The following is a 25494-nucleotide window of genomic DNA, read 5'->3' on the forward strand; positions in this document are numbered from 1 at the left end:
GCACCCGGTGGGCCGTTGACACCGGGTGCCAGGGCTTCTAGCGTCTCGTTCTGCGGACGATACTAAGCGGTCGCTCATGTGCGGGACGCAGGAGCGGGCGACCGGTTCGGACGCGACCAGGGACGATCCAAGGGCGAGGAGAACCAAGCATGTCCACCACCGAGCAGCGCGTAGCCGTCGTCACGGGTGCCGCACGGGGTATCGGGGCCGCCACCGCGCTCCGCCTCGCGGCCGAGGGCCGCGCCGTCGCCGTACTCGACCTCGACGAGGCGGCCTGCAAGGACACCGTCGAGAAGATCACCGCCGCGGGCGGCACCGCCCTCGCGGTCGGCTGCGACGTCTCCGACAGCGCGCAGGTGGAGGCCGCCGTCGCGCGGATCGCCGCCGAGCTCGGCGCGCCGACGATCCTCGTCAACAACGCGGGCGTGCTCCGCGACAACCTGCTCTTCAAGATGTCCGAGTCCGACTGGGACCTCGTCATGAACGTGCACCTCAAGGGCGCCTTCCTGATGTCGAAGGCATGCCAGAAGCACATGGTGGACGCGGGCTTCGGCCGGATCGTGTCGCTCTCCTCCTCCTCGGCGCTCGGCAACCGCGGCCAGGCCAACTACTCGGCGGTCAAGGCCGGTCTGCAGGGCCTCACCAAGACCCTCGCCAAGGAGCTCGGCAAGTTCGGCATCACCGCCAACGCCGTCGCCCCGGGCTTCATCGTCACCGAGATGACGGCGCAGACGGCCGAGCGCGTCGGCATGGGCTTCGAGGACTTCCAGGCCGCCGCCGCGTCCATGATCCCGGTGCAGCGGGTCGGCCGCCCCGAGGACGTCGCCAACGCGATCGCCTTCTTCGCGGGCGACGACGCCGGCTTCGTCTCCGGCCAGGTCATGTACGTGGCCGGCGGCCCGCTCAACTGACGTCACGGCAGCAGCGACAGGAGGAGGCGGGTATGACCGCGAACGAAAGGCCGGAGCTCTCCGGCAAGGTAGCCCTCGTCACCGGCGCGAGCCGGGGCATCGGCTACGGCATCGCCGAGGCGCTGGTCGCCCGCGGCGACCGGGTCGTCATCACCGGGCGCGGCGAGGAGGCCCTCAAGGAGGCCGTCGAGAGGCTCGGCTCCGACCGGGCGATCGGTGTCCCGGGCAAGGCGCACGACGAGGCCCACCAGGCCACCGCGGTCGAGGCGGCGATGGACGGCTTCGGCCGGCTGGACTTCCTGGTGAACAACGCCGGCACGAACCCGGTCTTCGGGCCCATCGCCGATCTCGACCTGGGGGTGGCCCGCAAGGTCTTCGAGACCAACGTGATCTCTGCGCTCGGCTTCGCCCAGCGCAGCTGGCACGCCTGGCAGAAGGAACACGGCGGCGCGATCGTGAATATCGCGTCGATCGCCGGTGTCTCCGCCTCGCCGTTCATCGGCGCGTACGGCATGAGCAAGGCCGCGATGGTCAATCTCACCCTGCAATTGGCGCATGAATACGCGCCGCTCGTGCGGGTCAATGCGATTGCGCCGGCCGTCGTGAAGACGAAATTCGCACAGGCGCTCTACGAGGGCCGGGAAGCGGAGGCGGCCGCCTCCTATCCGCTCGGCCGGCTCGGCGAGCCCGCGGACATCGGCGGCGCGGCCGCCTTCCTGACCTCCTCGCAGGCGGAGTGGATCACCGGCCAGACGCTCGTCGTCGACGGCGGGATTTTCCTGAACGCCGGAGTTGGGTGACCGATAACCGGACACTTTCCGGATTTCGTGTCCGGATTGACCCCGGTTATACGTCGAATGCCTCAAGTGCCCCGTCAGGCTCGAACATTGACCTGACGGGGTGCTGCGGTATCGTCGGCCGACCCCTGGCTGAACGAGGAGCGTGCACGTGTTCAACCGGACCAGTCTGCAGGCCGCTGCAGCCCTTGTGTCCATATCCCTGGTGTCCGGATGCGGTGTCTTCTCGGACAGTGATTCCGCCGGGGATCAGAGAATCGTCATCGGCACGACGAGCTCTCCCACCACGCTTGATCCGGCTGCCGCCTGGGACAATTCCTGGGAGCTCTTCCGGAATGTATTCCAGACCTTGGTGAGTTTCCCGACGGGAAGTACGACTCCACAGTCGGACGCCGCCGACTGCAAGTTCTCCGACACCTCCAGCCGGGTCTTCGAGTGCAAGCTCGTCGAGGGCCTCACGTTCTCCAACGGGCACAAGCTGGACGCCAAGGCCGTGCAGTACTCGATCGAGCGCATCCGCACGATCGACCAGGAGGGCGGCCCCAACGGGATGCTCGGCTCTCTCGACAAGATCGAGACCGTCGGCGACCGCACGATCGTCTTCCGGCTCAACAAGCCGGACGCCACCTTCCCGTACGTGCTCGCGACCCCGGCCATGTCCCTGGTGGACCCGGCCGACTACCCGGCCGACAAGCTCCGCAAGGACGGCAAGGTCACCGGCTCCGGCCCGTACGTGCTCGACTCGTACGAGGAGCGCAAGGTCGCGGAGCTGACGAAGAACCCCTCCTACAAGGGATTCGCCGACCGCAAGAACGGCGGCGCGACGATCCGGTACTTCGACGACTCCGACGCCATGGTCGCTGCTCTCAAGAAGGACGAGATCGACGCCACCTACCGCGGCCTCACCGCCGAGGAGGTCGTCGGCCTCCAGGAGGACAAGCCCGAGAACAAGGGCCTCCAGCTCGTCGAGTCCACCGGCGCCGACATCCGCTACCTCGTCTTCAACGCCCAGGACCCCTCGGTCGCCAAGCTCCCCGTCCGCAAGGCGATCGCCCAGCTCGTCGACCGCGACGAGCTGGTCAACAAGGTCTACCAGGGCACCGCCGAGCCGCTGTACTCCATGGTGCCCAAGGGCATCGCCGCTCACACCACCAAGTTCTTCGACCGCTTCGGCACGCCCAGCGCGGCCAAGGCCAAGAAGATCCTCCGTGACGCCGGCATCGACGAGCCCGTCGAGCTGACCTTCTGGTACACCACCGACCGGTACGGCTCCTCGACGGCCGCCGAGTTCGCCGAACTCAAGCGGCAGCTGGAGGAGCAGGGCCTCTTCAAGATCACCCTCAAGGGGAAGCCCTGGAAGGAGTTCCAGGAGGGCTACCAGCAGGGCCAGTACCCGGTCTTCGGCCGCGGCTGGTTCCCCGACTTCCCCGACCCGGACAACTTCGTCGCCCCGTTCGTCGGCAAGGAGAACGTCCTCGGCACGCCGTACGTCAGCCCGCGGATCACCAACGAGCTGCTGCCGAAGTCCCGCCGCGACAGCGACCGGGGGACCGTCACGGACGAGTTCGTGGAGGCCCAGGAGATCATGGTCCAGGACGTCCGCCTGCTGCCGCTCTGGCAGGGCAAGCTGTACATCGCGGCCGGCGAGGACATCGGCGGCGGCGAGCGCGCGCTCGACCCGCAGACGGTCATGCAGCTGTGGGAGCTGTACCGCCGGGCGAGCTGGTAGACGGCCTGCGGGGGCCACTGTCAGTGGCCCCCGGTAGGTTCTCCGACGGAGAGACAGAAACGTCCATCGGAGGTTGTTGACCGTGACCGACACCAGCATGCTGCCCGACTCCTGGCGAGGGGTTCTCGGCGACGAGCTGCAGAAGCCGTACTTCGCCCAGCTCACCGAGTTCGTCGAGCAGGAGCGCGCCGCCGGCCCGGTCTTCCCGCCGAAGGACGAGGTCTTCGCCGCCCTCGACGCCACCCCGTACGACAAGGTGAAGGTCCTGATCCTCGGTCAGGACCCCTACCACGGCGAGGGGCAGGGCCACGGCCTCTGCTTCTCGGTCCGGCCCGGCGTGAAGACCCCGCCCTCCCTGCGGAACATCTACAAGGAGATGCAGGCCGAGCTCGGCCACCCGATCCCGGACAACGGCTATCTGATGCCGTGGGCCGAGCAGGGCGTCCTCCTGCTCAACGCCGTGCTGACGGTCCGGTCCGGCGAGGCGAACTCGCACAAGGGCAAGGGCTGGGAGAAGTTCACGGACGCGGTGATCGCCGCCGTCGCCTCCCGCCCCGACCCCGCCGTCTTCGTCCTCTGGGGCAACTACGCGCAGAAGAAGCTGCCGCTCATCGACGAGGAGCGGCACGTGGTGGTGAAGGGCGCCCACCCCTCGCCGCTGTCCGCGAAGAAGTTCTTCGGATCCCGTCCCTTCACCCAGATCGACGAGGCCGTCGCGGCCCAGGGACACGAGCCGATCGACTGGCGCATCCCCGACCTCGGCTGAGCCTCGGCCCGATCCGGGCCGGGGACGGCTAGCGTCGTGCCTCCCAGTGGATGAGCGGGTGGAGATCGCGGTGACCGAGCAGCAGCAGGTGTCGGACGACGGGGTCATGACCAGGATCGGGCAGGCCCTGATGCTGCTCCACGGCGGAGACCGCGAGGAGGCCCGGAACCGCTTCGGGCTGCTCTGGCAGCAGATCGGCCCGGACGGGGACCCGCTCCACCGGTGCACCCTCGCGCACTACATGGCCGACGCCCAGGACGACCCCGACACCGAGCTGGCCTGGGACCTGCGGGCGCTGAGCGCGGCCGAGGGCCTCGCCGAGGAGCGGCTCGCCGCCCACGGCTCGGCCGTCGCGCTGCGGGCGCTCTACCCCTCGCTCCACCTCAACCTCGCCGCCGACTACGTCAAGCTCCAGCGCCCCGACGCCGCACGGGTCCATCTGGACCGGGCCCGCGCGGCCTCGGAGACGCTCGACGACGACGGCTACGGCAACGGCGTGCGCGCCGCGATCGAGCGGCTGGAGCTGCGACTCCGGGGCGAGTGAGACGGCCGGCGTCCGCCGGGCCGGACGTCCTGCGACAGGGCCGCAGGCCACGGCCATACGGCCGTACGGCCTGCGGCGGCTCGTGGGTCTGCCCTGAGGGGGCGCGGCTCACCGGCCGTGCGTTCCCCGGCAGATCTTGGCCTGTTCGCTCTTCGGGTCCCAGCCTCCGAACCGCCGGCCCAGGGCGCAGAGGTCGTCGCGGGAGACCGGCGGGCCCTTCGGCAGTGCGGTGAGATCGGGCAGCTCGGGCAGCTCGGGCAGCTCGGGACGGGCCGCAGAGCGCGGGTGCTCCCGCTGCCGGGGTACGGGATCGGGGCGCGGGGTCTCGGACCGGTGCGGGGCGGCCGCCCGCCGGTGTGCGCCGGGCGGGAGTGTCGCACGGGGTGCCGGGGACGGCGGGGGAGCGGGGAGCGCCGCTTCCAGGGCCTCAAGAGCCGGGCCCTCGACGATCTGCGGAGCCACCTCCTGGGCGGGGCGTACGGTCTCCGCCGCGGGCGCGGGGACGGGCGCCGTCGGCGCCGCGTCCACCGAGACGCAGCCCGCCAGGGCGGCGACCGCCGCCCCGACCAGGATCTTCGCTGTGGTTCGGGTTCCATGCACCCGCGCAACTCTGCTGCCCCGGTGGCGATCTTCGCGCCCCTACCGGCGGGGAATGCCCCGCACGGGTGCCCTCGCGGGCCCGGCCTTGACCGGCCGGGCCCGCGGGCGGACGGCCGGTTGCGGGCGCCGAGCCCGGCCGCCGCCCCCGTCGTCGTCCGGTCAGTCGCCGGTCGCGCCGTCGATCCGCTCGCGGATCAGGTCCGCGTGGCCGTTGTGACGGGCGTACTCCTCGATCATGTGGAGGTAGATCCAGCGAAGGTTGAAGGTCTCCCCCGAACGGTGCTTGCCCACGCCGATGTCGTCGAGGCCGTGGGCGGCGGCCAGGGTGCGGGCGTGCGCGATCTCGCCCTGCCAGGTGGCGTGGGCCTCCTCGTACGTGTCCTCGTCCGAGGCGTGGATGTCCCGGTCGTGGTCCTCCTCGGTCGAGTAGATCCAGGGGGCCTCCTCGCCGGCGAGGACGCGACGGAACCAGCCGCGCTCGACCTCGGCCATGTGCCGGACCAGCCCCAGCAGGTTGAGGTCCGAGGGCGGGGCGGACGGGGTGCGCAGCTGGGCGTCGTCCAGTCCGTGGCACTTCTGCGCGAGGGTGACGCGGTGGAAGTCGAGCCACTGCTCCAGCGCCTCGCGCTCGCCCGAAGTGGTGGACGGGTCGACGCGGGTGACGGTCTCGGTGCGTTCGGTGGTCATGCGCGGCATCGTCCCTCATGATCGGCGGCCACGCCAGGGATTTGGCGGCCGGCCGGGGCGTCTCGGCCGGGCGGTTCGTCGAGCATGCCGCGGAGCAACTCCTCGAAGCCGGTGCGCAGTTCCGCCAGGCTGGGTACGGCCGCGTGGAAGGAGCCGGCCGCGCAGGAGAACATCAGCCCCTCGCACCAGGCGATCAGTGACAGCGCGTGCCGTTCGGGTTCGGGCGAGCCGGCCGCCGCCATCATCGCGATCAGCGGGGTGTGGAAGGCGGAGCCGGCCGAGTCGAAGAAGGTCCGCAGCTCGGGGCGGCGGGTGGCTTCCAGGGCCAGTTCGTACCGGGAGACCAACAGGGCGCGGTGGTCGGTGAGATAGCGGTGCAGGGCGAGGGCGAGCGCGTCGACGAGCGCGTCGTCGCCGCTGTCCGGGCCCGGCATGTCGTGCGGGGTGAGGACCTCCGACTCCCGCTGGACCTGGCGACGTACGGCCGTCTCCAGCAGGGCCTGGCGGGTGCGGGCGTGGTTGGAGGTCGAGCCCTGCGGCAGTCCGGCCCGCTCGTCCACGGCGCGGTGGGTCAGCCCCCGCATCCCCCGCTCGACGAGGAGGCCGAGGGCGGCGTCGCCGATCCGCTCGGCGCGGGAGACGGGGGACTCCGGGGCCGGGGTTCCGGCGGGGGCTGGGCTCATGGGGACAACCTACTACCGGCCTCTACCCACGCCACTACACCTGTAGTACGGTCACGGTGTCGGAGTCACTACACCTGTAGTTACCGACCCGAGGAGGAGTCATGGAGCAGCACCGTGCCGTCGTCGTCGGAGCCGGCATCGGCGGACTCACCGCCGCCGTCGCCCTGCACCGGCGCGGCTGGGAGGTCACCGTCCTCGAGCGCGCCGCCGACCTCGCACCCGTCGGCGCCGGCATCGGCCTCGCCCCCAACGCCCAGCGCGCCCTCGACGTCGTCGGCCTCGGCGACCGCGTCCGCGCGCTCTCCGCCTGGCAGGGCGACGGCGGCATACGCACCCCCGGCGGACGCTGGCTCGCCCGCACCGACGCCGCCGCGGCCGCCGCCCGGTTCGGCGGGCCCCTCGTCCTGCTCCACCGCGCCACCCTCGTCGAGATCCTCACCTCGGCCCTCCCCGAGGGAGTCCTCCGCACCGGCGTGACCGCCACCGTCACCGACCCCGGCGACGACCACCGCCGTGCCCGCCTCACCGTCTCGGGCGGCGGGACCGGGGCCCGGAGCGAGATGGAGGCCGAGCTCGTCCTCGCCGCCGACGGCATCCACTCGGCGACCCGCCGCGCGCTCTTCCCCGACCACCCCGGCCCCCGCTACTCCGGCAGCACCAGCTGGCGCGTCGTCGTCCCCGCTCCCGAACGGGCCTTCGCCCCGCACGAGACCTGGGGCGCCGGCAAGGTGTGGGGCAGTCAGCCGCTCAAGGGCGGCCGGGTCTACGCGTACGCCATGGCCGTGGCCCCCGCCGGCGCGCACGCTCCCGACGACGAGAGGGCCGAACTCCTGCGCCTCTTCGGGGACTGGCACCGTCCCGTCCCCGAGATCCTCGCCGGCGTCGCCCCCGACCGGATCCTGCGGCACGACGTCCACCACCTGCCCGACCCCCTGCCCGCCTTCCACCGGGGCCGCGTGGCCCTCCTCGGCGACGCCGCGCACGCGATGATGCCCAGCCTCGGCCAGGGCGGGAACCAGGCCGTCGAGGACGCCGTCGTCCTCGCCCACCACGCCCGCTCGGCCCCCGACTTCCTGCCGAGCCGTGCGCTCGCCGCGTACACCGCCGACCGGTTGCCGCGTACCAGCGCCCTCGTCCGCAAGGCCGCCCGCACCGGTGCGATCACCATGCTCTCCGCCCGCCCCGCCGTCGCCCTGCGCACCACCCTGGTCAGCGCCGTCTGCCGCTTCGGCCCCGGACTCGCCCTGCGCGGCTTCGACGGCATCTGCGACTGGCGCCCGCCGGTCGAGGCGGTCGGGACCGCCCGGGGAGCGACCCCCCGCCGCGTAAGCTGACCAGCGCGAACGGCCCGTCCGACCGCGGTCGGGGTCGGCGAACGACGACAAGGGAGAACCCGTGAAGGTTGGCTGCATCGGACTCGGCGACATCGCGCAGAAGGCGTACCTTCCCGTCCTCGCCACCCTGCCGGGCGTCGAAGTCCACCTGCAGACCCGGACGCGCGCGACCCTGGACCGGGTGGCGGACACCCTGCACCTGCCCGCCGGGCAGCGTCACGGCGACCTCGACTCGCTGCTCTCCGCCGGACTCGACGCCGCGTTCGTCCACGCGTCCACCGCCGCGCACGCCGAGATCGCCACCCGGCTCCTCGACGCCGGGGTCCCCACGTACGTCGACAAGCCCCTCGCGTACGAGTACGCCGACTCCGAGCGGATCGTCGAGCTCGCGGAGAAGCGCTCGGTCGCCCTCGCCGTCGGCTTCAACCGGCGCCTCGCCCCCAGCTACGCCCAGTGCCTCGACCACCCGCGGGACCTGATCCTGCTGCAGAAGAATCGGATCGGCCTGCCCGAGGACACCCGCACCCTGGTCCTCGACGACTTCATCCACGTCGTCGACACCCTGCGCTTCCTCATCCCGGGCGAGATCGAGCACGTCGACGTGCGCGCCCGCGTCCGCGACGGGCTCATGCACCACGTCGTGCTCCAGCTCTCCGGTGACGGCTTCACCGCCATCGGCATGATGAACCGGATGAACGGCTCCACCGAGGAGGTCCTGGAGGTCTCGGGCCAGGACACCAAGCGCCAGGTCCTCAATCTCGCCGACGTGATCGACCACAAGGGCCAGCCGACCGTGCGCCGGCGCGGCGACTGGGTGCCGGTGTCCCGTCAGCGGGGCATCGAGCAGGCCGTACTCGCCTTCCTCGACGCCGTGCGCGAGGGCCGGGTGCTCAGCGCCCGCGACGCCCTGCTCACCCACGAACTGTGCGAGCGGGTCGTCCGCGAGGCGCTGACGCAGGCGTCCTGACGGAGGTCTCCGCCGGCCGGCCCCGGGCCCGCACCGGGGCCGGGCCGTCGGTCAGTGGCGGCGCCACCGTTCGTCGACGACGACCGACCGGAGGCGCCAGCCCTCGGCGGTGCGCCGCGCGGTGAAGGCGTAGCGGCCACCGCAGACGAAGTCCTCCCCGGAGGCGAATCGCATCGGGTTGACGTAGTCGGCGCGGATCTCCGCCTCGTCGCCCGGCTGCGGGTAACCGTCCGACTCACGGAACCGGACCAGCCGGTTCACGATGAGGTGCTGGCGTACGGGGAAGAGCGTCATCGTCTCGGCGAGCCAGTCGGCCACCTCGGCGACCGGGCCCTCGATCCCGCCCGAACCCCGGTAGTCGGCCCGGCCGTCCGGGGCGAAGAGCGCCCGGTAGGCGGTCCAGTCGGCGTCGTCCACGGCCGCCGCGTACCCGGAGACCAGGTCGTCGACGGCGAGTCGGTCCATCACGTTCGCGAGGTCCACGCGCTGCGTCATCGGCTCAGTCTCCGGCAGCGGGAGCCCGGGGCCAAGGGGCGTGCGCGGGGGGAGTTCCGGGGCGCGGTCATACTGTCCGACATGCGCGTGAACATCGATCCCCGCCTGAGCGGCGCCCCCGCCTTCTACCGGCTGCTCACCGCCACCGTCGTGCCCCGCCCCATCGCCTGGGTCTCCACGACGTCCGCCGACGGGACGGACAACCTCGCCCCGCACTCCTTCTTCACCATCGCCTCCGTCACGCCGCCGGTCGTGCAGTTCACATCCGTCGGACGCAAGGACTCGCTGCGCAACGTCGAGGAGACGGGGGAGTTCGTGGTCAACCTCGCCCCACAGGATCTCTTCGAGCAGATCAACGCGACGGCGACCGACTTCCCGCGCGGCGTCAGCGAGTTCGACGCCTGCGGAGTGGAACGCGAGCCGAGCCTCCACGTGAAGCCCCCGAGGGTGGCCCAGTCACCCGTGGCGCTCGAGTGCGAGCTGCACAGCACCCTGCGCATCGGCGACTCCACGGTGGTCTTCGGCCGTGTCGTGCACGCCGCCGTGGACGAGGCCGTCCTCGTCGACGGCCACCCCGAGATGTCCCTCCTGCGCCCGCTCTCCCGCCTCGGCAAGAACGAATGGGGCACCCTGGGCGGCATCGAGGAGATCGCCCGGGTGCCCTACCGCGCCTGACCCGATCAGCCCGCGGACTCGCCCGCGTGGGGGCTGAGGACGTCGGTGCCGACGAGGATGAAGAGCAGGATGCCGAGGAGGATGCGGTAGATCACGAAGGGCATGAAGCTCTTGGTGGTGATGAACTTCATGAACCAGGCGATCACGGCGTAGCCGACGGCGAAGGCGATGATCGTGGCGAAGATGGTCGGGCCCCAGGAGACGTGCCCCTCGCCGGCGTCCTTCAGCTCGAAGACGCCGGAGGCGAGGACCGCCGGGATCGCGAGGAGGAACGAGTACCGGGCGGCCGCCTCGCGGGTGTAGCCCATGAGCAGGCCGCCGGAGATCGTCGCGCCCGAGCGGGAGACGCCGGGGATGAGGGCCATGGCCTGGCAGAAGCCGTAGATCAGGCCGTCCTTGACGCTGAGGTCCTTGAGCGTCTTGCGCTCGCGGACCACCCGGTGGCGGCCGCCGATCTCGTCGCGGGCGGCCAGCCGGTCCGCGACGCCGAGGACGATGCCCATGACGATCAGGGTGGTCGCGATCAGCCGCAGGTCGCGGAAGGGGCCCTCGATCTGGTCCTTGAAGGTGACGCCGAGGACGCCGATCGGGATCGAGCCGACGATCACCAGCCAGCCCATCTGGGCATCGTGGTCGGAGCGCATCGCCTTGTCGGTGAGCGAGCGGAACCAGGCCGAGACGATCCGGGCGATGTCCTTGCGGAAGTAGATGAGGACAGCGGTCTCCGTGCCGATCTGGGTGATCGCGGTGAAGGCCGCGCCCGGGTCGTGCCAGCCGGCGAAGGCCGCGGTGAGACGGAGATGCGCGCTGGAGGAGATGGGAAGGAACTCCGTCAGCCCCTGGACGAGTCCGAGGATGAACGATTCGAACCAACTCATGGGGCTAGGGCCGTCCCGTTTGTACGTGTGCGGTCAGAAGGTCGTGCGCAGCGTACCGTCCCAAGATGACGGGCCAGTGTTCAGCCCTCGAGTGCGCCCGTACCGGGTTCCACCGGGCCCGTACTGGTCCAGCCGGGTGACCTGACGTGGTGGCTGAGGCTCGCGCGGTCGGCCTCGCCGCCGCAGTGCGCGCACACCACGCGAGGGTCGAGGACCTCGCCGCAGTCGTGTTCCAGGACGACCGGTCGGTCGTCCGCGTTGAGGTGGCGGTCGCCCCAGGCCATCAGCGTCACCAGGACCGGCTGGAGCTCCTCGCCGGCCGCCGTCGCGCGGTACTCGAACCGCGGCGGGCGCTCGCTGTACGGCACCTTCTCCACGATTCCGGCCTCGACGAGCCGCTTCAGGCGGGCGGTGAGGATGTCGCGGGGCGCGCCCGTGTTGCGGGCGATCCGGTCGAAGCGGTGCACGCCGAGGGAGATCTCGCGGAGCACGAGGAGCGCGTACTTCTCGCCGACGAGCGCGAGGGTGTCGGCGATCGAGCAGGGGCGGGGAGCGGCCTTCATGGGCTCAGCCTAGGGCAGCGGCGAGCATGAGGGTTTGGAAAGCTAATGGACTAGGTTTGAAAATCCAACTCACTGGGCTATGTTACTCCCGAGTGTCGGTCCACTTCTCCAACTCAGGAGCCTGTCATGCGCGACGCCGTCATCGTCGAAGCCGTCCGGACCCCGATAGGGAAGGGCAAGGCAGGCGGAGCCCTGTCCCACGTCCACCCCGTCGCCCTCCTCTCCCACACCCTGCGCGCCCTCGTCGAACGCAGCGGCATCGACCCCGCCCTCGTCGACGACGTGATCGGCGGCACCGTCGACCAGGTCGGCGAGCAGGCCATGAACACCACCCGCTACGCCTGGCTCGGCGCCGGATTCCCGGACTCCGTGCCCGCCACCACCGTCGACCGGCAGTGCGGCTCCTCCCAGCAGGCCGTCCACTTCGCCGCCCAGGGCGTGCTCTCCGGGACGTACGACATCGCCATCGCCTGCGGGGTCGAGTCCATGAGCCGGGTCCCCATGTGGTCCAACGTGCCGCCGGGCGCCGACCCCTTCGGGCCCGGCGTCGCCGAGCGCTACCCCGAGGGGCTCGTCCCGCAGGGTGTCAGCGCCGAACTGATCGCCGCCAAGTGGTCCATCGGCCGCGAGGCCATGGACGCGTTCGCCACCGCGTCGCACACCAAGGCGGCCCGCGCCTGGGCGGCCGGGCTCTTCGACGACGAGGTCGTCCCCTACGAAGGCGTCCGCCGCGACGAGTCGATCCGCCCCACGACCACCCCGGAGATCCTCGCCGGCCTCCGGCCCGCCTTCGAGGACCCCGCCTTCACCACGCGCTTCCCGCAGATCGACTGGTCCGTCACCGCCGGCAACAGCAGCCCCGTCAACGACGGCGCCTCCGCCGTGCTCGTCATGGCCGCCGAGACCGCCCGCTCCCTCGGCCTGCGGCCCCTCGCCCGGCTGCACAGCTTCGCCGTCACCGGCTCCGACCCGCTGCTGATGCTCACCGGCGTCATCCCCGCCACCGAGAAGGTGCTGCGCCGCGCGGGCCTCGGCCTCGCCGACATCGACCTCTTCGAGATCAACGAGGCATTCGCCAGTGTGGTGCTCGCCTGGCAGCAGGAGACCGGCGCCGACCCGGCCAAGATCAACGTCCACGGCGGCGCCATCGCCCTCGGCCACCCCCTCGGAGCCAGCGGCACCCGCCTCACCACGACCCTCGTCCATGCCCTCAGGGCCCGCGGCGCCCGCTACGGCCTCCAGGCCATGTGCGAGGCCGGCGGCCTAGCCAACGCGATGATCGTCGAGGCGCTCTAGGGCCTGTCGGCGGGCCGGGCCGGTCGACCGGGGCCGCTCAGGCCCTCGGGCCGCGGCCCTCAGCCCGCGGTGCCGACCGGCTCGCGATCGGGAGCGGGAGCCGGGCCGGGAGCCGGGGCAGGTGCCGGAGCGCGCAGGCCGTGCCGCTTGCGCCAGGCCACCACCGCCCCGCCGAGACCCGACAGGACGATGAACCCCGCCGAGAAGAGGAAGGCGGGCGAGCCCGGCGAACCGGCCTGGGCGCCCGCCACCACGTACGCCGCCGTGTTCGGCACCGAACCCAGTGCGGTCGCGAGGAGGAACGGCACGTACCTCATGCGGGAGACCGCCGCACAGTAGTTGGCGGCCGCGAACGGCACGCCGGGGAAGAGCCGGATCGCCAGCATCGAACGGAACCCGTGCCGGCTCAGCTGGCCGTCCGCCGCCGTCAGCCAGCGGCCGCGCAGCAGTGGCCGCAGCGCGTCCTGCCCCAGGTACCGCCCCAGGGTGAAGGAGATCCCCGCGCCGAGCACCGTCCCCGCGACCGCCGCCGTCAGGCCGGCCGCGGAGCCGAAGAGCGCGCCCGCCGCCAGGTTGAGCACCGGCCGCGGCACGAAGGCCGCCGTGCACACCCCGTACGCGAGACCGAACAGCAGCACCGCGCCGGCGCCGCTCGTCTGCTGCGGCCAGCCCGAGGAGAGCAGTCGCTGTGGCTCGTACAGCACCACCAGCGCCGCCGCCGTGAGCAGCAGCAGCGCGAGCAGGGAGAGCCGCGAGCGGGGCGACAGGAGGGCCCGGGAGCAGCGGACGGCGAGAGAGCCCGGCGGCCGGGGGACGGGGGCGAGCATTCGGGGAGAGTAACGGACGCGTCAGTATGATCGCCGTAATGTGCGTCATGTCCGTCCGGGCCCGGCCCCGGAGCGCGCCATGACCGAGAGGGCTCCATGACCGACACCGCGCCCCCCGCGAGCGCCCTCGCCGACACCGTCCTGGAACGGCTCACCACGGTCTACCCCGCCGCGGGGAACCCCTTCCGGGCGCAGGAGATGGTCGCGTACATGAAGGGCGTGGCTCCCTTCCTGGGGGTACGCACCCCCGAGCGCCGCGCCCTGTCCCGCACCGTCCTCGACGGCACCCTGCGCCCCGACGAACGCGACTGCGCGGCCATCGCCCTGCGCTGCTTCGCGCTCCCCGAGCGCGAGTACCACTACTTCGCCGTCGACTACCTCCGCCGCCACGCGAAGCGCTGCTCCTCGGACTTCCTCCCCGTCGCCCGCCGGCTCGTCACCACCGTCTCCTGGTGGGACACGGTCGACCACCTCGCCGCCCACGTCGTCGGCGCTCTCGTCGCCGCCGACCCGCCGCTCGCGGCCCGTATGGACGAGTGGATCGAGGACGACGACCTGTGGGTCGCCCGCACCGCGCTCCTGCACCAGCTCCGCTTCAAGGAGGCCACCGACGCCGACCGGCTCTTCGCGTACTGCCTGCGGCGCTCCGCCGACACCGACTTCTTCCTCCGCAAGGCGATCGGCTGGAGCCTGCGCGAGTACGGCAAGACCGCTCCCGGAGAGGTCCGCGCCTTCGTCGCCGCGCACACCTCCCGGCTCTCCCCGCTCTCCGTCCGCGAAGCCCTCAAGAACCTCTGACCCCACCGCCCTCCGCCCCCACTCCTACTCCAGAGTGGGTACATGACACAGGCGGAGAAGCGGACGGCTCGCCGTCCTCACCTCCCGCACCCCGGAGGCGTACGGGCGCAGGCCGCCGCCCATGCCGAGGAGGTCGCCGCCGTCTGGAACGGGTGAGGACGCGTACGCGGAACGGCTTTCGGGCGGCGGAGAAGCCGAGCCCGCGGCCGGTACGGACCGGCTGACGGCCCGTACCCCCGGCACCGGCACAATGAAGGCGTGAACGAGCACATCCCCGTCATCCGCGAGGTCGACCAGGGCACCGCGCGCCTCATGCCCGACGTGGACCGGGAGCGGGCCTGGCTCCTGACGGTCGACGGCGCGCCCCAGTCGTACGTGGACCTGGACGATCCGGCGTACCTGGAATTCGAGTACGCACGGCGACTCGCCCATGTCGTCGACGGCGCGGCCGACGAGGGCGAGCCCCTGGACGTCCTGCACCTGGGCGGCGGAGGACTCTCCCTGCCCCGGTACGTCGCCGTCACCCGCCCCGGCTCGCGCCAGGACGTCGTCGAGGCGGACCGCGGACTGCTCGACCTCGTCGCCGAGCACCTGCCGCTGCCCGACGACTCGGGGGTCACCGTGCACGGCGCGGACGCCCGGGCCTGGTTGGAGGCCGCGCCCGCCGCCTCCGCCGACCTGATCGTGGGCGACGTCTTCGGCGGCTCGCGGGTGCCCGCGCACCTCACCTCCGTCGAGTACGCGCGCGAGGTACGGCGGGTCCTGCGGCCCGGCGGCCTCTACGCCGCCAACCTGGCCGACGGGGCACCCTTCGACTTCCTCCGCTCCCAGCTCGCCACCTTCGCCGGGGTCTTCCCCGAGCTGGCCCTCGTCGCCGAGCCGGCCGTCCTGCGCGGCCGCCGCTTCGGGAACGCCGTCCTTGTCGCCTCCGCCCGCGAGATCGACATCGCCCGTCTCGCGCGGCGCGCGGCCGCGGACGCCTTCCCCGCGCGCGTGGAGCACGGCGGGAGCCTGGACCGGTTCACCGCGGGCGCCGCACCGGTCCAGGACGCCGGAGCCGTACCGTCACCCGTTCCTCCGGACGGCGCCTTCGGTATCGGCTGAGCGTCCGCGCGGCGCCGGCCCTACGCCGGCCCGGCCTTTCACGGCGGGGCGCCGCGCCCTTCGGGCCCGGTGCCCCGCCGCCTCCCGCTCAGGCTCCCTGCGGGGTGCGCGTGGGCTCCGGTTCGGTCGAGGGACCGGGCGGAGCGCCCGCGGCCTCCTTCGCGGAGGGACGCCGGGTCAGGTTCCGCACGTCCGGCACGAGGAGGACGAGCGCGGTGACGACGACCATCAGGGCGGCGGCGCCCCAGAGCGCCTCGCTGCGGCCGAACGCGCTCTCCGCCGGGCCCGCGAGGGCCGTCGAGAGGGGGAGCAGCGCCGTCGAGCCGAACCAGTCGTAGGCGGAGACCCGGGAGAGTTTGTCCTCCGGGATCTCCTGGTGCATGGCCGTCATCCACGAGACGCCGAAGACCTCGATGGCCACGCCGCTGACGAACATCATGCCCGTCAGGCCCGCCGCGTCCAGCGGTACCGCGAGCGCCGCCGAGGGCAGCGCGATGGGGAACACGCACAGGGTCCCGACGAACAGCAGCCGGCGCGGCTTCCAGCGGGTCATCAGGACGGCGCCCGCGACGGTCCCGACGCCGTACGCGGCCAGCGCGATGCCCCAGGGGCGCGCTCCGCCCAGCTGGTCCCGGGCGACCAGCGGTCCGAACACCGCCTCGACCGCGCCGATCAGCGCCACCACCACGGAGAACTGGGCGACGATCGACCACAGCCAGGGCCGGCTGACGAACTCCTGCCAGCCCTCGCGCAGATCGGCGAAGAGGCCGCCGCCGGGGGCGCGGTCCGGAACGCCGTCCACGTCGAGGAAGGCGCGGAGGCCGCCCGCCACGGCGAACGCCAGCGCGTCGACCGCGAGGACCCAGCCGGGGCCGACGAAGGCGACCAGCGCGCCGCCGAGCGCGGCTCCGCCGATTCCGGCGCCGTGCATGGCCATCCGGTACACGGCGAAGGCCCGGCTGGCCTGCTCGCCGCTGACGCTGGCCATGAGCATGCCCTCGGCCGCCGGGTTGAAGAACGCCTGTCCGGTGCCGCAGAGCGCGGTGAGCACCATCATCTGCCAGATCCGGGCCTCGCCGGAGATGACGAGCACCGCGAAGAGGGCCTGCGAGACGCAGTTGAGGGCGTTGGCGGCGACCATCACCCGGTGCCGGGGTATGCGGTCCGCGACGGCGCCGCCGATGAGCAGGAAGAGGACGAGCGGGAGGAAGCGCGCCATCGCGACGAGCCCCACGTCACCCGCGCTGCCGCCGGATTCGAAGACCGCCCACGTCGTGGCGATCAGCGCGCCGTGCGCGCCGAGGTTGGTCACGATCGTGGCGGCGGTCAGCAGCACGTAGTTGCGGCCCGCCCACTCGGGACGCCGGGAGGGGAGCGGGGCGCGGCCGGGGGAGGCGGGGGAGTCGGCGGGATTGTTCACCCCGGGACTATCCCTGTCGCCTCCCCCTCCTGCCAAACCGATATCCGGACGGGCCGGCCGGATATCAGCCGAGTCCGCCTGATGTGGGTCGAGTCGGCCTGATGTGAGCCGAGTCGGCCGGATATCGGTGGGTCCCGTCAGGAACCGGAGGCGAGCCGGACCGTGGAGAGGATCTGACGGATGGTCGCGTCGGGCAGCTCGTCCTTGACGCCGTCCGCCCCGTAGAGCACCCAGGTGCTGAAGTCGCCGGCGGCGTTCTTGAAGGTGAAGGCGATCGCCTTGCCGTCCGTCTCGCACTTGTTGCGCTTCTTGACGTTCGGCGCCGTGGCCGTCGACATGCTGCCGGTGAGCCCCGACTTGGTGGTGTACGGCACCGCCTTGGTGATCTTGATGGTGCTCTGCGGCATGTGCTGCGCGTAGCCGCCCCACACCCACGTGCCGGCCTCGCTGTACGCGGCGTCCGACGTGTTCTTGGCACCCTGGCCGCCCTTGGTGCCGGCGGTGCTCAGGCCCCAGGTCTCCTCGGTGCCGTTCTTGTCGGTGTCGTAGGTGCACCACTTGCTCTTGAGGCGGGTGGGGCTGGACATGGTGACGAGCGGCGTGCCGTCGTTCTTCTTCTCGTCGTCGAAGTACGTGATCGTCCCCGGCTTCAGCACCTCCCACTCGGGCGGTACGTCGAAGAGGGTGCCGTACTTGGGGTTGTAGACGACCTTCCAGCCCGGGATCGTCGGCTGCTGGGCGGCGCCGTCCCGGGGGTTGTCGAGCGACGGCGACGTGCTGGGCGTCGCGTCCCCGGAAGGGGTCGCCGGAGCGGTGGCCGGCACGGACGGCTTCTGGTCGTCGGCCTTCGGCGTCGTGTCGTCGTCCTTGCCGAGCACCAGATAGCCGGTGACGCCGGCGGCGACGACCACGGCCGTCGCGGCGACGATCGCCACCAGGGTCGTCTGCTTCTTCTTCCCGTCGCCGGGGCCGCCGGGCTGCCCCGGGCCCGGTACCGCGTACTGCTGCGGAACCGTCGGCTGCTGGTACGGGTTCGGCTGCCCGTAACCGGGCTGCTGTCCGTAACCCTGCTGCGGGTAACCGGGCCCCGCCGGCGGCGGCTGCTGCGGATACCCCGGCTGCGGCGGCGGCTGCTGCGGGTAGCCGGGCTGCGTCGGTGGCTGCTGGTACGGGTTCGGCTGCTGGTACCCCGACTGCTGGTAGGGGTTCTGATTCTGGTCCTGCGGGTTCTGCTCGCCCCCGGGCGGCTGCTGTCCTGGCCACATGGCCAGTAACCATAGAGGTGTGGGGGCGGCCGGACCACGAGAGGGATGGCCAAGGCTGCTACTGGTGGGTAACATCACGGCCATGAGCGCAGACCAGATGACCGTCGGCGAGATGCTCGCCGCCACGGTCCCCATGGCCGGAACCCTCAACCTCGAGTTCCTGGAGACCACCGCCGAGCGCGCCGTCGTGCGCCTGCCGGACCAGCCCGCCTACCACAACCACCTCGGCGGCCCCCACGCCGGCGCGATGTTCACCCTCGCCGAGTCCGCCAGCGGCGCCATCGTCCTCGCCGCCTTCGGGGACCAGCTCGGCCGCGCCGTGCCCCTCGCCGTCAAGGCCGAGATCGGCTACAAGAAGCTTGCCATGGGCCCCGTCACCGCCACCGCCACCCTCGGCCGCCCCGCCGCCGACGTCGTCGCCGACCTCGACGCCGGCCTGCGCCCCGAGTTCCCCGTCCGCATCGACATCACCCGCGAGGACGGCGCCGTCACCGGCGAGATGACCGTCCTGTGGACGCTCCGCCCCAACGACCCGGGGAAGTAGCCCGCACGACGGGCGCGGGACCCGCACCGGTCCCCATCCCCTCCCGGTGACCCGCCGCTGCCTCCCTCTTCGGTGACCCGCCGCGGCCCCGCGCGCGGCGGAGTGAAGGGGAAGGCGTCCCACGAGGAGCACCTTGTCCTACGATCGCCCCGGCCGCCCTGTCGGCGGCCGGGCATCGTTGCGTAGGAAGGAACCACGTGACCCACACCCTGACCGTCAACGGCGAGCAGATCACCCTCACCAAGGAGACCGTCCTCCTGGCCGCCGCCGACGCTCGCCCGAGCGTCCGCCCTCGGCGGCACGGCGTACTCGTCGGATCCGTCCTCTGGGCCCCGAAGGACCTGCTCCGGACCGTCATCGGCAACGACGACCTCGGGAACGTCGACTCCCCGCGCGCCATGAAGGCGTTCGACACCCTGGGCTTCCAGACCTTCACGGAGACCGTCTACACCTCCGGTGGGCTCCCCTTCGTGCACCCCGAGAACCGGCTTCGGACTCCTTGAGAGAGCCGACAGCCACCGTGAAGTCCGCACCCAGGGGGGTCATCGTGCGTCACCGCTTCCTCGCGGCCGTCGCCCTGCTCGTCACCGTCACCGCCACCGCGTGCGCGGTCCCGTCCGGGGAGAGGGCCGACGCGAAGCCCTCGGTGACGCTCACGCAGGCGGTTCCCGCACCCGCCTCCAGCGGAACGCCGACCACCGCCGCACCCGCGCCCGAGGCGACACCGTCCCCGAAGCCGGTCACGCCCGAGCTCACCTCGGTCACCATCGACGACTGGCGTTACGGGTACGCCTGGCGGGGCTTCTCCACCGACGTCGAAGGCGACGGAGGGCAGTACGACAAGCCCGGCGAAGTGCACGTCACGCTGACGGTGCAGATGACCGCCACCGACGACCGGCGGCCGGCCATCCCCTCGCCGAACAGCCTGTGGGTGGGGCACAACTACGGCTTCGGCTTCTTCGTGAAGCCTTCCAAGTCCCCCGACTGCCTGCCCCACGAAAGCGTCGGCCTGTGCGAGCTGTCCTCCGGCCCGTTCTACGCCGGCTGCGAGCAGCTGCGGAACGACGGGGACGGGACCAACTTCCCCCAGCGGGGCTCGCTGATCATGAGCTGCCGCATCGACGCCACCTTCCCCGAGTCAGTGAAGGCGAGCGACTTCAAGGTCGGCATCCACTACGACGAATGCTGCGACACGGACGCGAAGCATCGGGTATGGCTGCCGTTCCAGGACCTGCCCCTGCCGCCGCGCGCGAGCGAGGAGCCCCAGGGGGAGACCGCGGAGCCGGAGACCGGAGGTACGCCGCCGCCCATCCGCTATCTGTGACACCGGGGCGGCCGCCCTTGCCCGGGATCGTCGCGGTGACGGCGGTCGGCCAGTCGGGAAACCGACGGAGCGTCACGCGACGGGTGACCCTCGCCGGCACCGCCCGCAGCCTCTTCTCCTGGGACACCGCCCGGCACGGCTGGATCCTCGGCACCGGACGGCGGAACCTCCGCGTCGGCGCGTCCTCGGGTGACCCAGGACTCACCACCGACGTCGAGGTCGGTCCCTCCTGACCGGTTAGGCTTCCCGGGCGTGCCCGACGCGGTGCACGCCGGGCGGCCGACACGGGAGGAACCGCGTTGCACGTGCAGGAGTGGCTGGAGACGATCCCGGCGGTCGCGATCTACGCGCTGGTGGGCCTGGTGATCGGCCTGGAGAGCCTGGGCATCCCGCTGCCCGGCGAGATCGTGCTCGTGAGCTCGGCGCTGCTCGCCTCGCAGCACGGCGAGATCAACCCGTACATCCTCGGCGCCTGCGCCACCGCCGGCGCGATCATCGGCGACTCGATCGGCTACGCCATCGGCCGCAAGGGCGGACGGCCGCTCCTCGCGCGGCTCGGCAGGAGATTCCCCAAGCACTTCAGCGAAGCCAACATCGGGCTCGCCGAGAACTCCTTCCAGAAGTGGGGCATGTGGGCGGTCTTCTTCGGCCGCTTCATCGCCCTGCTGCGCATCTTCGCCGGTCCGCTCGCGGGCGTCCTGCACATGCCGTACTGGAAGTTCCTCATCGCCAACGTCCTCGGCGGCATCCTGTGGGCCGGCGGCACCACGGCCGTCATCTACTCGGTCGGCGTCGTCGCCGAGGCGTGGCTCAAGCGCTTCTCCTGGCTCGGCCTCGTCCTCGCCGTGCTCATCGGCATCGCCTCGATGCTGGTCGTCCGCAACCGCGCGAAGAAGGCGGCCGCCGCGCGCGCCGCCGCCCCCGAGGCCGATCCGGTCCCGGTCGCGGACTGAGCCCCGTACGTACGCGCCGGAGGGCGGCACCCCCTGACGGGGGCCCCGGACTGCCCCCCTTACGACGGCGCGGCGGGGGGCCACCCGTGCCGGGTGCCCCCCCTCCGGCATACCGGGCCCGGGTAGGGCAAGACGCCGCCTAGGCGTCGAACGCCTCGGCGTGGCCCTTGGCGAGCAGCAGGTACATCTCGGCGTTCAGCTTGATGCCCTCCTTCTCCTCGTCGGTCAGCGGGCGGCGGACCTTCGCCGGGACGCCGGCGACGAGGGAGCCCGGCGGGATCTCCATGCCCTGCGGGACGAGCGCCTGGGCGGCGACGAGCGAGCCGGCGCCGATCCGGGCCCCGTTGAGGACCGTCGCGCCCATGCCGACGAGGACGTCGTCCTCGATGACGCAGCCGTGCACGGTCGCGTTGTGGCCGACGGTCACCCGGTCACCGATGGAGACGGGGAAGCCCGGGTCGACGTGAACGGTCGAGTTGTCCTGGATGTTGGAGTCCTCACCGATGGTGATGGGGCCGCAGTCCGCGCGCAGTACGGCGTGGTACCAGATGCTCGCGCGGGCGCCGAGTGTGACCTCGCCGAGCACCACGGAGGTCGGGGCGGTGAAGGCGGTCGGGTCGATCAGCGGCTCCTTGCCGCCCACACCCTTGATCAACGCCTCTGTCATGGTTCGCTCCTGATCGTCAGCCGTCGTGTCGCGCCCGGGGGACGCCCCCGGCCGCAGCCTATTGCGTGCTCATGACGGACATCACAGCGCACCGCGGTGATCAGGCACGAAGGCGCCGACTACGGTGGCCGGGTGCCCAGGAACAGAAACACGTTCTCATCCCTCGCCGCCTGGCGGCGCCGGGTCGTCGCCCGTGCCGTGCAGGGCGGCTGGCGCTGGGTGCAGCAGGCCGGTTCCGTCACCGCCGAGCACCCCGGGCGGCTGCGTTTCCGCCGCCTCGGCGCGGGCACCCGGCTCGCCTTCCCGCAGGGCACGGTCTTCGGCGAGCGGTGGATCGAGATCGGCGAGTGCTGCATCATCGCCGAGCAGGTCACGCTGACGGCGGGCATGCTGCCGGACCTCGACCTCGGGGCGGACACCGTCCTGACGCTGGGCGACGGGGTCGTCCTCGGCCGCGGCAGCCACGTCATCGCCGACGCGCGGGTCTCCATCGGATCGGACACCTACTGCGGTCCGTACGTCTACATCACGTCGACCAACCACAGCTACGACGACCCCGACGAACCGGTCGGCCGCCAGTGGCCCCGCTCCGCGCCCGTCTCCATCGGCCCCGGCTGCTGGCTCGGCACCGGCGCCGTGATCCTCCCCGGCGCGCGGCTCGGCCGGAACGTCGTCGTCGCCGCGGGCGCGGTGGTACGCGGGGACGTGCCCGACCACTCGGTGGTCGCGGGCGCCCCGGCCAGGGTCGTCCGCAGCTGGGACCCGGAGAAGGGCTGGCAGCCCCCGCTCCGCACGCCCGCCCCCGTGCCGATCCCCGAGCACGTCACCCCGGAGCAGCTCGCCGCCCTCGCGGCGTGGGAGGTCGAACGGACCGGCTGACCCGGCACGTCACCGGGAGTCGAGCACCCTGGATGCCGGCGCCCGGGGGGCCGGAGTGTCCGGCCGTCGGGGGCCTTCGCCCGACTCGCCGGCCCGGAACGGCACGTCAGCCGGCGGCCAGGAGCACCGTGCCCACCAGGGCGAGGCCCGCGCCCGCCGCCTGGACGGCGCGGAGGCGTTCCTTGAGGACGCCGCGGGCCGCGAGGGCCGTGACGACCGGGTAGAGGCTGGCGAGGACCGCGGCGACGGTGACCGGGCCCTGCTGGGCGGCGATGGCGTAGGTGCCGTTGGCGGCGACGTCGGCGAGGCCGACGAAGGCGAGGGCCGGGAGTGCGGCGCGGACGACCGCGGGGCCGCCTTCGGGGAGGGCGCGGCCGCCGCGCCTGACGGAGGCGTACAGGGCGCCGCCGCCCACCAGGACGTTGGTGACGCGCTGGACGAACAGGGCGAGGAAGAGGCCGGTGAGCGTGGTGGACGCCTCGGCGATGAGCGCCATCACCGAGCCGAAGCCGAAGGCCGCGACCAGGGTCAGCAGGACCGCCTGGCGCTGGACGGGCGCGCCGCGCAGTTCGGGGCCGCCCGCGAGCATCACGCCGAGGATCGCCACGCCGATGCCGGCGAACTGGAGCAGCCCCGGCCGGTCGCCGACGAGGAGGCCCACGGAGACGGGGACGACCACGCCGAGCGAGCCGAGCGGGGAGACCACGCCCATGGGGCCGAGGGCGAGCGCCTTGTAGAAGGCGAGCATGGCCGCCGGGCCGACGACGCCGGCCCCGACCGCGTACCAGAGCTGCGGTCCGGCCTCGCTCCAGGCTCCGGTGGCGAGGACGACCGCGCCGAGGACGAGGACCGCGAGGACCTGGGAGACCACGACGACCGTGAGGGCGGGGATCCGACGGGTGAGCAGCCCGCCGCCGAAGTCGGCGAGGCCCCAGAGCAGGCTGGTGGCCAGGGCGAACAGGGCGGTCATGGAGCCTCGCAGTCGCGTACGGCGGGACGCAGTACAGTGCAGTGAACAATCGGGTACACCCCACCGTAGTTCAGTTTATTGAACTCTGTCATCCAGAATATTGGACGGAACGTGTCGGACCTCGACCAGCTCACGCAGTCGCTCGCCCGGAACCTGAAGCGCTGGCGCAAGGAGCGGGGCTTCACCCTGGACGCGCTCGCGGCGCGGGCGGGAGTCAGCCGGGGAATGATCATCCAGATCGAGCAGGCCAGGACGAACCCCAGCGTGGGCACCACCGTGAAGCTGGCCGACGCCCTCGGCGTCTCCATCACGACCCTCCTCGACTACGAGCAGGGCCCCCAGGTCCGGCTCGTCCCGCCCGGCCAGGCCGTCCGCATGTGGTCCACCTCCACCGGCAGCCACACCACCCTCCTGGTCGGCACCGAGGCCCGCGGCCCCCTGGAACTCTGGTCCTGGACCCTCATGCCGGGCGACGGCAGCGCCTCCGACCCGCACCCGGACGGCACGACCGAGCTCCTGCACGTCACCGCCGGAGTCCTCACCCTCGTCGTGGACGGCGAGGAGCACACGCTTCCGGCCGGCACCTCCGCCGTCTTCGAGGCGAACGTGGCGCACGTCTACCGCAACGACGGCGACGAGCCGACCGAGATGACGATGGCGGTCTCCATCCCGCCCGCACGCTGAGACGAACGCCCGCACCCCGGCTCCGGGTTGTTAGCGTGGAGGTCATGCGCGCACCCATCGGAGACTTCGACGACGCCCGGTCCGCCCCCGACTGCCTCGACCTGCTGACCGACCCCGTCGCCGCGGCCGTCCGCGCCTGGACGGGTCCCGTCCCGGCCGACCGGCTGCTGTACGTGGACACCGACCCGGCCATCGCCGACACCGCCGACTTCGTCGAGCACCACGGCCCCGACCTGCTCGACGCGTCCGCCAACTGCGTGGTCGTCGCGGGCAAGCGGGGCGAGACGACGACCCTGGCCGCCTGCGTCGTGAAGTCGGCGACCCGGGTCGACGTCAACGGAGTCGTCCGCAAGCACCTCGGCGCCCGCAAGGCGTCGTTCGCGCCGATGGACTCCGCGACCGGCGAGACCGGCATGGAGTACGGCGGCATCACCCCCGTCGGCCTCCCGGCCGCCTGGCCTCTGCTCGTGGACGCCGCCGTCCTGGACACCGAGTGGGTCCTGATCGGCAGCGGCCGCCGCCGCGGCAAGCTCATCCTGCCCGGCAAGGCATTCGCCCAACTGCCGGGCGTGGTCGTCCTGGAGGGCCTCGGCGTCCCGGTCGGCTGAGCGCAGGCCCCGGCTCCGACCCGGGCCCGCCGAGGCGCTCGTGCGGTGGCCCGGTCAGCCGAGGCGGGGGATCTCGATGGCGGGGCAGCGGTCCATGACCATGTCGAGGCCGGCCGCGCGGGTCCGGGCGAAAGCCTCGTCGTCGACGACGTCCAGCTGGAACCAGACGGCCTTGGCACCGATCGCGACCGCCTCGTCGGCGATCCCGCCGGCCTGGTCGCTGTTGACGAACACGTCCACGACGTCCACCGGGAACGGGATGTCGGCGAGGGAGGCGTACCCCTGCTCGCCGTGGACCGTCTCCGCCTTCGGGTGGACCGGGACGATCCGCTTCCCGTAGCGCTGGAGGACCGCCGCCACGCCGTACGCGGCCCGCCCCTGGTTGGACGAGAGCCCCACCACGGCCCAGGTGTCGCCCGTGGACGTGAGGATCCGCCGTACCGTCTCCGACGCGGAGGAGCCGGTCGGCTCGGTGGTCGTGGTGTCGACGCTCATCGTTACTGCTGCCTTTCCTCGGCGCGGCCCG

General features: G+C 72.3%; 31 protein-coding genes. 19 read left to right on the forward strand and 12 right to left on the reverse strand.

Features of this window, described 5'->3' with window-relative positions; translation table 11 throughout:
• The first annotated feature begins 149 nt into the window (after nt 1-149).
• From fabG to ACFVZH_RS22845, 5 genes are all read left to right on the forward strand, one after another.
• The gene (gene fabG, locus ACFVZH_RS22825; protein WP_141298368.1) at nt 150-911 is read left to right on the forward strand and encodes a 3-oxoacyl-ACP reductase FabG; all 762 of its coding nucleotides are present in this window, start codon (nt 150-152) and stop codon (nt 909-911) included.
• Between the two features lie 32 nt (nt 912-943).
• Nucleotides 944-1711, forward strand: coding sequence for an SDR family oxidoreductase (locus ACFVZH_RS22830; protein WP_384899671.1), 768 nt, complete (start codon nt 944-946; stop codon nt 1709-1711).
• Between the two features lie 148 nt (nt 1712-1859).
• Nucleotides 1860-3437, forward strand: coding sequence for an ABC transporter substrate-binding protein (locus ACFVZH_RS22835; RefSeq protein ID WP_384899672.1), 1578 nt, complete (start codon nt 1860-1862; stop codon nt 3435-3437).
• 82 nt (nt 3438-3519) lie between these two features.
• Nucleotides 3520-4203 (forward strand): uracil-DNA glycosylase, encoded by a 684-nt coding sequence (gene ung / locus ACFVZH_RS22840; protein WP_384899674.1) that lies wholly within the window; start codon nt 3520-3522, stop codon nt 4201-4203.
• A 70-nt stretch (nt 4204-4273) separates the two neighbouring features.
• Nucleotides 4274-4747 carry a hypothetical protein gene (locus ACFVZH_RS22845; protein ID WP_384899798.1) on the forward strand — a complete coding sequence of 158 codons (474 nt, stop codon included), beginning with the start codon at nt 4274-4276 and terminating at the stop codon, nt 4745-4747.
• Nucleotides 4748-4855: 108 nt separating this feature from the next.
• Here the strand turns inward: ACFVZH_RS22845 and ACFVZH_RS22850 are convergent, their stop codons facing one another.
• From ACFVZH_RS22850 to ACFVZH_RS22860, 3 genes are all read right to left on the reverse strand, one after another.
• The gene (locus tag ACFVZH_RS22850; protein ID WP_384899676.1) at nt 4856-5347 is read right to left on the reverse strand and encodes a hypothetical protein; all 492 of its coding nucleotides are present in this window, start codon (nt 5345-5347) and stop codon (nt 4856-4858) included.
• Nucleotides 5348-5506: 159 nt separating this feature from the next.
• Nucleotides 5507-6034 carry a DinB family protein gene (locus ACFVZH_RS22855; protein ID WP_384899678.1) on the reverse strand — a complete coding sequence of 176 codons (528 nt, stop codon included), beginning with the start codon at nt 6032-6034 and terminating at the stop codon, nt 5507-5509.
• On the reverse strand, nt 6031-6717 hold the full coding sequence (locus tag ACFVZH_RS22860; protein ID WP_384899679.1) for a TetR/AcrR family transcriptional regulator: 687 nt from the start codon (nt 6715-6717) through the stop codon (nt 6031-6033). The genes ACFVZH_RS22855 and ACFVZH_RS22860 overlap by 4 nt, the downstream gene beginning before the upstream one ends.
• Before the next feature lie 101 nt (nt 6718-6818).
• Here ACFVZH_RS22860 and ACFVZH_RS22865 point away from each other — a divergent pair, with 101 nt between their 5' ends.
• Together ACFVZH_RS22865 and ACFVZH_RS22870 are read left to right on the forward strand one after the other, a co-directional pair.
• The gene (locus ACFVZH_RS22865; RefSeq protein WP_384899680.1) at nt 6819-8051 is read left to right on the forward strand and encodes an FAD-dependent monooxygenase; all 1233 of its coding nucleotides are present in this window, start codon (nt 6819-6821) and stop codon (nt 8049-8051) included.
• Nucleotides 8052-8112: 61 nt separating this feature from the next.
• Nucleotides 8113-9018 carry a Gfo/Idh/MocA family protein gene (locus ACFVZH_RS22870; RefSeq protein ID WP_384899682.1) on the forward strand — a complete coding sequence of 302 codons (906 nt, stop codon included), beginning with the start codon at nt 8113-8115 and terminating at the stop codon, nt 9016-9018.
• A gap of 51 nt (nt 9019-9069) precedes the next feature.
• On the opposite strand, the gene ACFVZH_RS22875 is transcribed toward ACFVZH_RS22870, so the two are convergent.
• Nucleotides 9070-9513 (reverse strand): nuclear transport factor 2 family protein, encoded by a 444-nt coding sequence (locus tag ACFVZH_RS22875; protein ID WP_384899684.1) that lies wholly within the window; start codon nt 9511-9513, stop codon nt 9070-9072.
• Between the two features lie 81 nt (nt 9514-9594).
• Between ACFVZH_RS22875 and ACFVZH_RS22880 the strand changes: the two genes are divergently transcribed.
• Nucleotides 9595-10188 (forward strand): flavin reductase family protein, encoded by a 594-nt coding sequence (locus ACFVZH_RS22880; RefSeq protein ID WP_384899686.1) that lies wholly within the window; start codon nt 9595-9597, stop codon nt 10186-10188.
• 5 nt (nt 10189-10193) lie between these two features.
• On the opposite strand, the gene ACFVZH_RS22885 is transcribed toward ACFVZH_RS22880, so the two are convergent.
• Both ACFVZH_RS22885 and ACFVZH_RS22890 read right to left on the reverse strand, forming a co-directional pair.
• A complete protein-coding gene (locus tag ACFVZH_RS22885) occupies nt 10194-11066 on the reverse strand; it encodes an undecaprenyl-diphosphate phosphatase (protein ID WP_384899688.1) in 873 nt (290 codons plus the stop codon).
• Between the two features lie 80 nt (nt 11067-11146).
• Nucleotides 11147-11629, reverse strand: coding sequence for a winged helix-turn-helix transcriptional regulator (locus tag ACFVZH_RS22890; protein ID WP_384899690.1), 483 nt, complete (start codon nt 11627-11629; stop codon nt 11147-11149).
• 126 nt (nt 11630-11755) lie between these two features.
• On the opposite strand from ACFVZH_RS22890, the gene ACFVZH_RS22895 reads away from it, so the two are divergent.
• A complete protein-coding gene (locus tag ACFVZH_RS22895; RefSeq protein ID WP_384899692.1) occupies nt 11756-12925 on the forward strand; it encodes a thiolase family protein in 1170 nt (389 codons plus the stop codon).
• A 59-nt stretch (nt 12926-12984) separates the two neighbouring features.
• On the opposite strand, the gene ACFVZH_RS22900 is transcribed toward ACFVZH_RS22895, so the two are convergent.
• Nucleotides 12985-13752, reverse strand: a complete 768-nt coding sequence (locus ACFVZH_RS22900) for a TVP38/TMEM64 family protein (protein ID WP_384899694.1) — start codon at nt 13750-13752, stop codon at nt 12985-12987.
• Nucleotides 13753-13848: 96 nt separating this feature from the next.
• Between ACFVZH_RS22900 and ACFVZH_RS22905 the strand changes: the two genes are divergently transcribed.
• Complete coding sequence (locus ACFVZH_RS22905) at nt 13849-14550, forward strand: DNA alkylation repair protein (protein ID WP_384899695.1); 702 nt, start codon at nt 13849-13851, stop codon at nt 14548-14550.
• Nucleotides 14551-14808: 258 nt separating this feature from the next.
• Nucleotides 14809-15654: a spermidine synthase gene (locus ACFVZH_RS22910; protein WP_384899697.1), complete on the forward strand. Its 846-nt coding sequence runs from the start codon at nt 14809-14811 to the stop codon at nt 15652-15654.
• A gap of 88 nt (nt 15655-15742) precedes the next feature.
• On the opposite strand, the gene ACFVZH_RS22915 is transcribed toward ACFVZH_RS22910, so the two are convergent.
• Together ACFVZH_RS22915 and ACFVZH_RS22920 are read right to left on the reverse strand one after the other, a co-directional pair.
• Entirely contained in the window at nt 15743-17074 is a 1332-nt protein-coding gene (locus ACFVZH_RS22915) for an MFS transporter (RefSeq protein ID WP_384899699.1), read from the reverse strand.
• A 137-nt stretch (nt 17075-17211) separates the two neighbouring features.
• Nucleotides 17212-18339 carry a hypothetical protein gene (locus ACFVZH_RS22920; protein ID WP_384899701.1) on the reverse strand — a complete coding sequence of 376 codons (1128 nt, stop codon included), beginning with the start codon at nt 18337-18339 and terminating at the stop codon, nt 17212-17214.
• An 82-nt stretch (nt 18340-18421) separates the two neighbouring features.
• On the opposite strand from ACFVZH_RS22920, the gene ACFVZH_RS22925 reads away from it, so the two are divergent.
• From ACFVZH_RS22925 to ACFVZH_RS22945, 5 genes are all read left to right on the forward strand, one after another.
• The gene (locus ACFVZH_RS22925; protein WP_384899703.1) at nt 18422-18883 is read left to right on the forward strand and encodes a DUF4442 domain-containing protein; all 462 of its coding nucleotides are present in this window, start codon (nt 18422-18424) and stop codon (nt 18881-18883) included.
• A 197-nt stretch (nt 18884-19080) separates the two neighbouring features.
• The gene (locus ACFVZH_RS22930) at nt 19081-19386 is read left to right on the forward strand and encodes a hypothetical protein (RefSeq protein WP_384899705.1); all 306 of its coding nucleotides are present in this window, start codon (nt 19081-19083) and stop codon (nt 19384-19386) included.
• Nucleotides 19387-19430: 44 nt separating this feature from the next.
• Nucleotides 19431-20207 (forward strand): hypothetical protein, encoded by a 777-nt coding sequence (locus ACFVZH_RS22935; protein ID WP_384899707.1) that lies wholly within the window; start codon nt 19431-19433, stop codon nt 20205-20207.
• 83 nt (nt 20208-20290) lie between these two features.
• Nucleotides 20291-20440, forward strand: a complete 150-nt coding sequence (locus ACFVZH_RS22940) for a hypothetical protein (protein ID WP_384899708.1) — start codon at nt 20291-20293, stop codon at nt 20438-20440.
• A 66-nt stretch (nt 20441-20506) separates the two neighbouring features.
• Nucleotides 20507-21160, forward strand: coding sequence for a DedA family protein (locus ACFVZH_RS22945; protein ID WP_384899710.1), 654 nt, complete (start codon nt 20507-20509; stop codon nt 21158-21160).
• A 139-nt stretch (nt 21161-21299) separates the two neighbouring features.
• On the opposite strand, the gene ACFVZH_RS22950 is transcribed toward ACFVZH_RS22945, so the two are convergent.
• Nucleotides 21300-21827, reverse strand: a complete 528-nt coding sequence (locus tag ACFVZH_RS22950) for a gamma carbonic anhydrase family protein (protein WP_384899712.1) — start codon at nt 21825-21827, stop codon at nt 21300-21302.
• A 132-nt stretch (nt 21828-21959) separates the two neighbouring features.
• Here ACFVZH_RS22950 and ACFVZH_RS22955 point away from each other — a divergent pair, with 132 nt between their 5' ends.
• Nucleotides 21960-22706 carry an acyltransferase gene (locus ACFVZH_RS22955; RefSeq protein WP_384899714.1) on the forward strand — a complete coding sequence of 249 codons (747 nt, stop codon included), beginning with the start codon at nt 21960-21962 and terminating at the stop codon, nt 22704-22706.
• Nucleotides 22707-22812: 106 nt separating this feature from the next.
• On the opposite strand, the gene ACFVZH_RS22960 is transcribed toward ACFVZH_RS22955, so the two are convergent.
• A complete protein-coding gene (locus tag ACFVZH_RS22960; RefSeq protein ID WP_384899716.1) occupies nt 22813-23676 on the reverse strand; it encodes an EamA family transporter in 864 nt (287 codons plus the stop codon).
• Nucleotides 23677-23787: 111 nt separating this feature from the next.
• On the opposite strand from ACFVZH_RS22960, the gene ACFVZH_RS22965 reads away from it, so the two are divergent.
• Together ACFVZH_RS22965 and ACFVZH_RS22970 are read left to right on the forward strand one after the other, a co-directional pair.
• Nucleotides 23788-24360, forward strand: a complete 573-nt coding sequence (locus ACFVZH_RS22965; RefSeq protein ID WP_384899800.1) for a helix-turn-helix domain-containing protein — start codon at nt 23788-23790, stop codon at nt 24358-24360.
• Between the two features lie 44 nt (nt 24361-24404).
• On the forward strand, nt 24405-24968 hold the full coding sequence (locus tag ACFVZH_RS22970) for a YbaK/EbsC family protein (RefSeq protein WP_384899718.1): 564 nt from the start codon (nt 24405-24407) through the stop codon (nt 24966-24968).
• Nucleotides 24969-25022: 54 nt separating this feature from the next.
• On the opposite strand, the gene ACFVZH_RS22975 is transcribed toward ACFVZH_RS22970, so the two are convergent.
• Nucleotides 25023-25463, reverse strand: a complete 441-nt coding sequence (locus tag ACFVZH_RS22975; protein WP_384899720.1) for a CoA-binding protein — start codon at nt 25461-25463, stop codon at nt 25023-25025.
• Nucleotides 25464-25494: the final 31 nt, after the last annotated feature.

Source organism: Streptomyces sp. NPDC059534 (assembly GCF_042743475.1).
Taxonomy (GTDB): domain Bacteria; phylum Actinomycetota; class Actinomycetes; order Streptomycetales; family Streptomycetaceae; genus Streptomyces.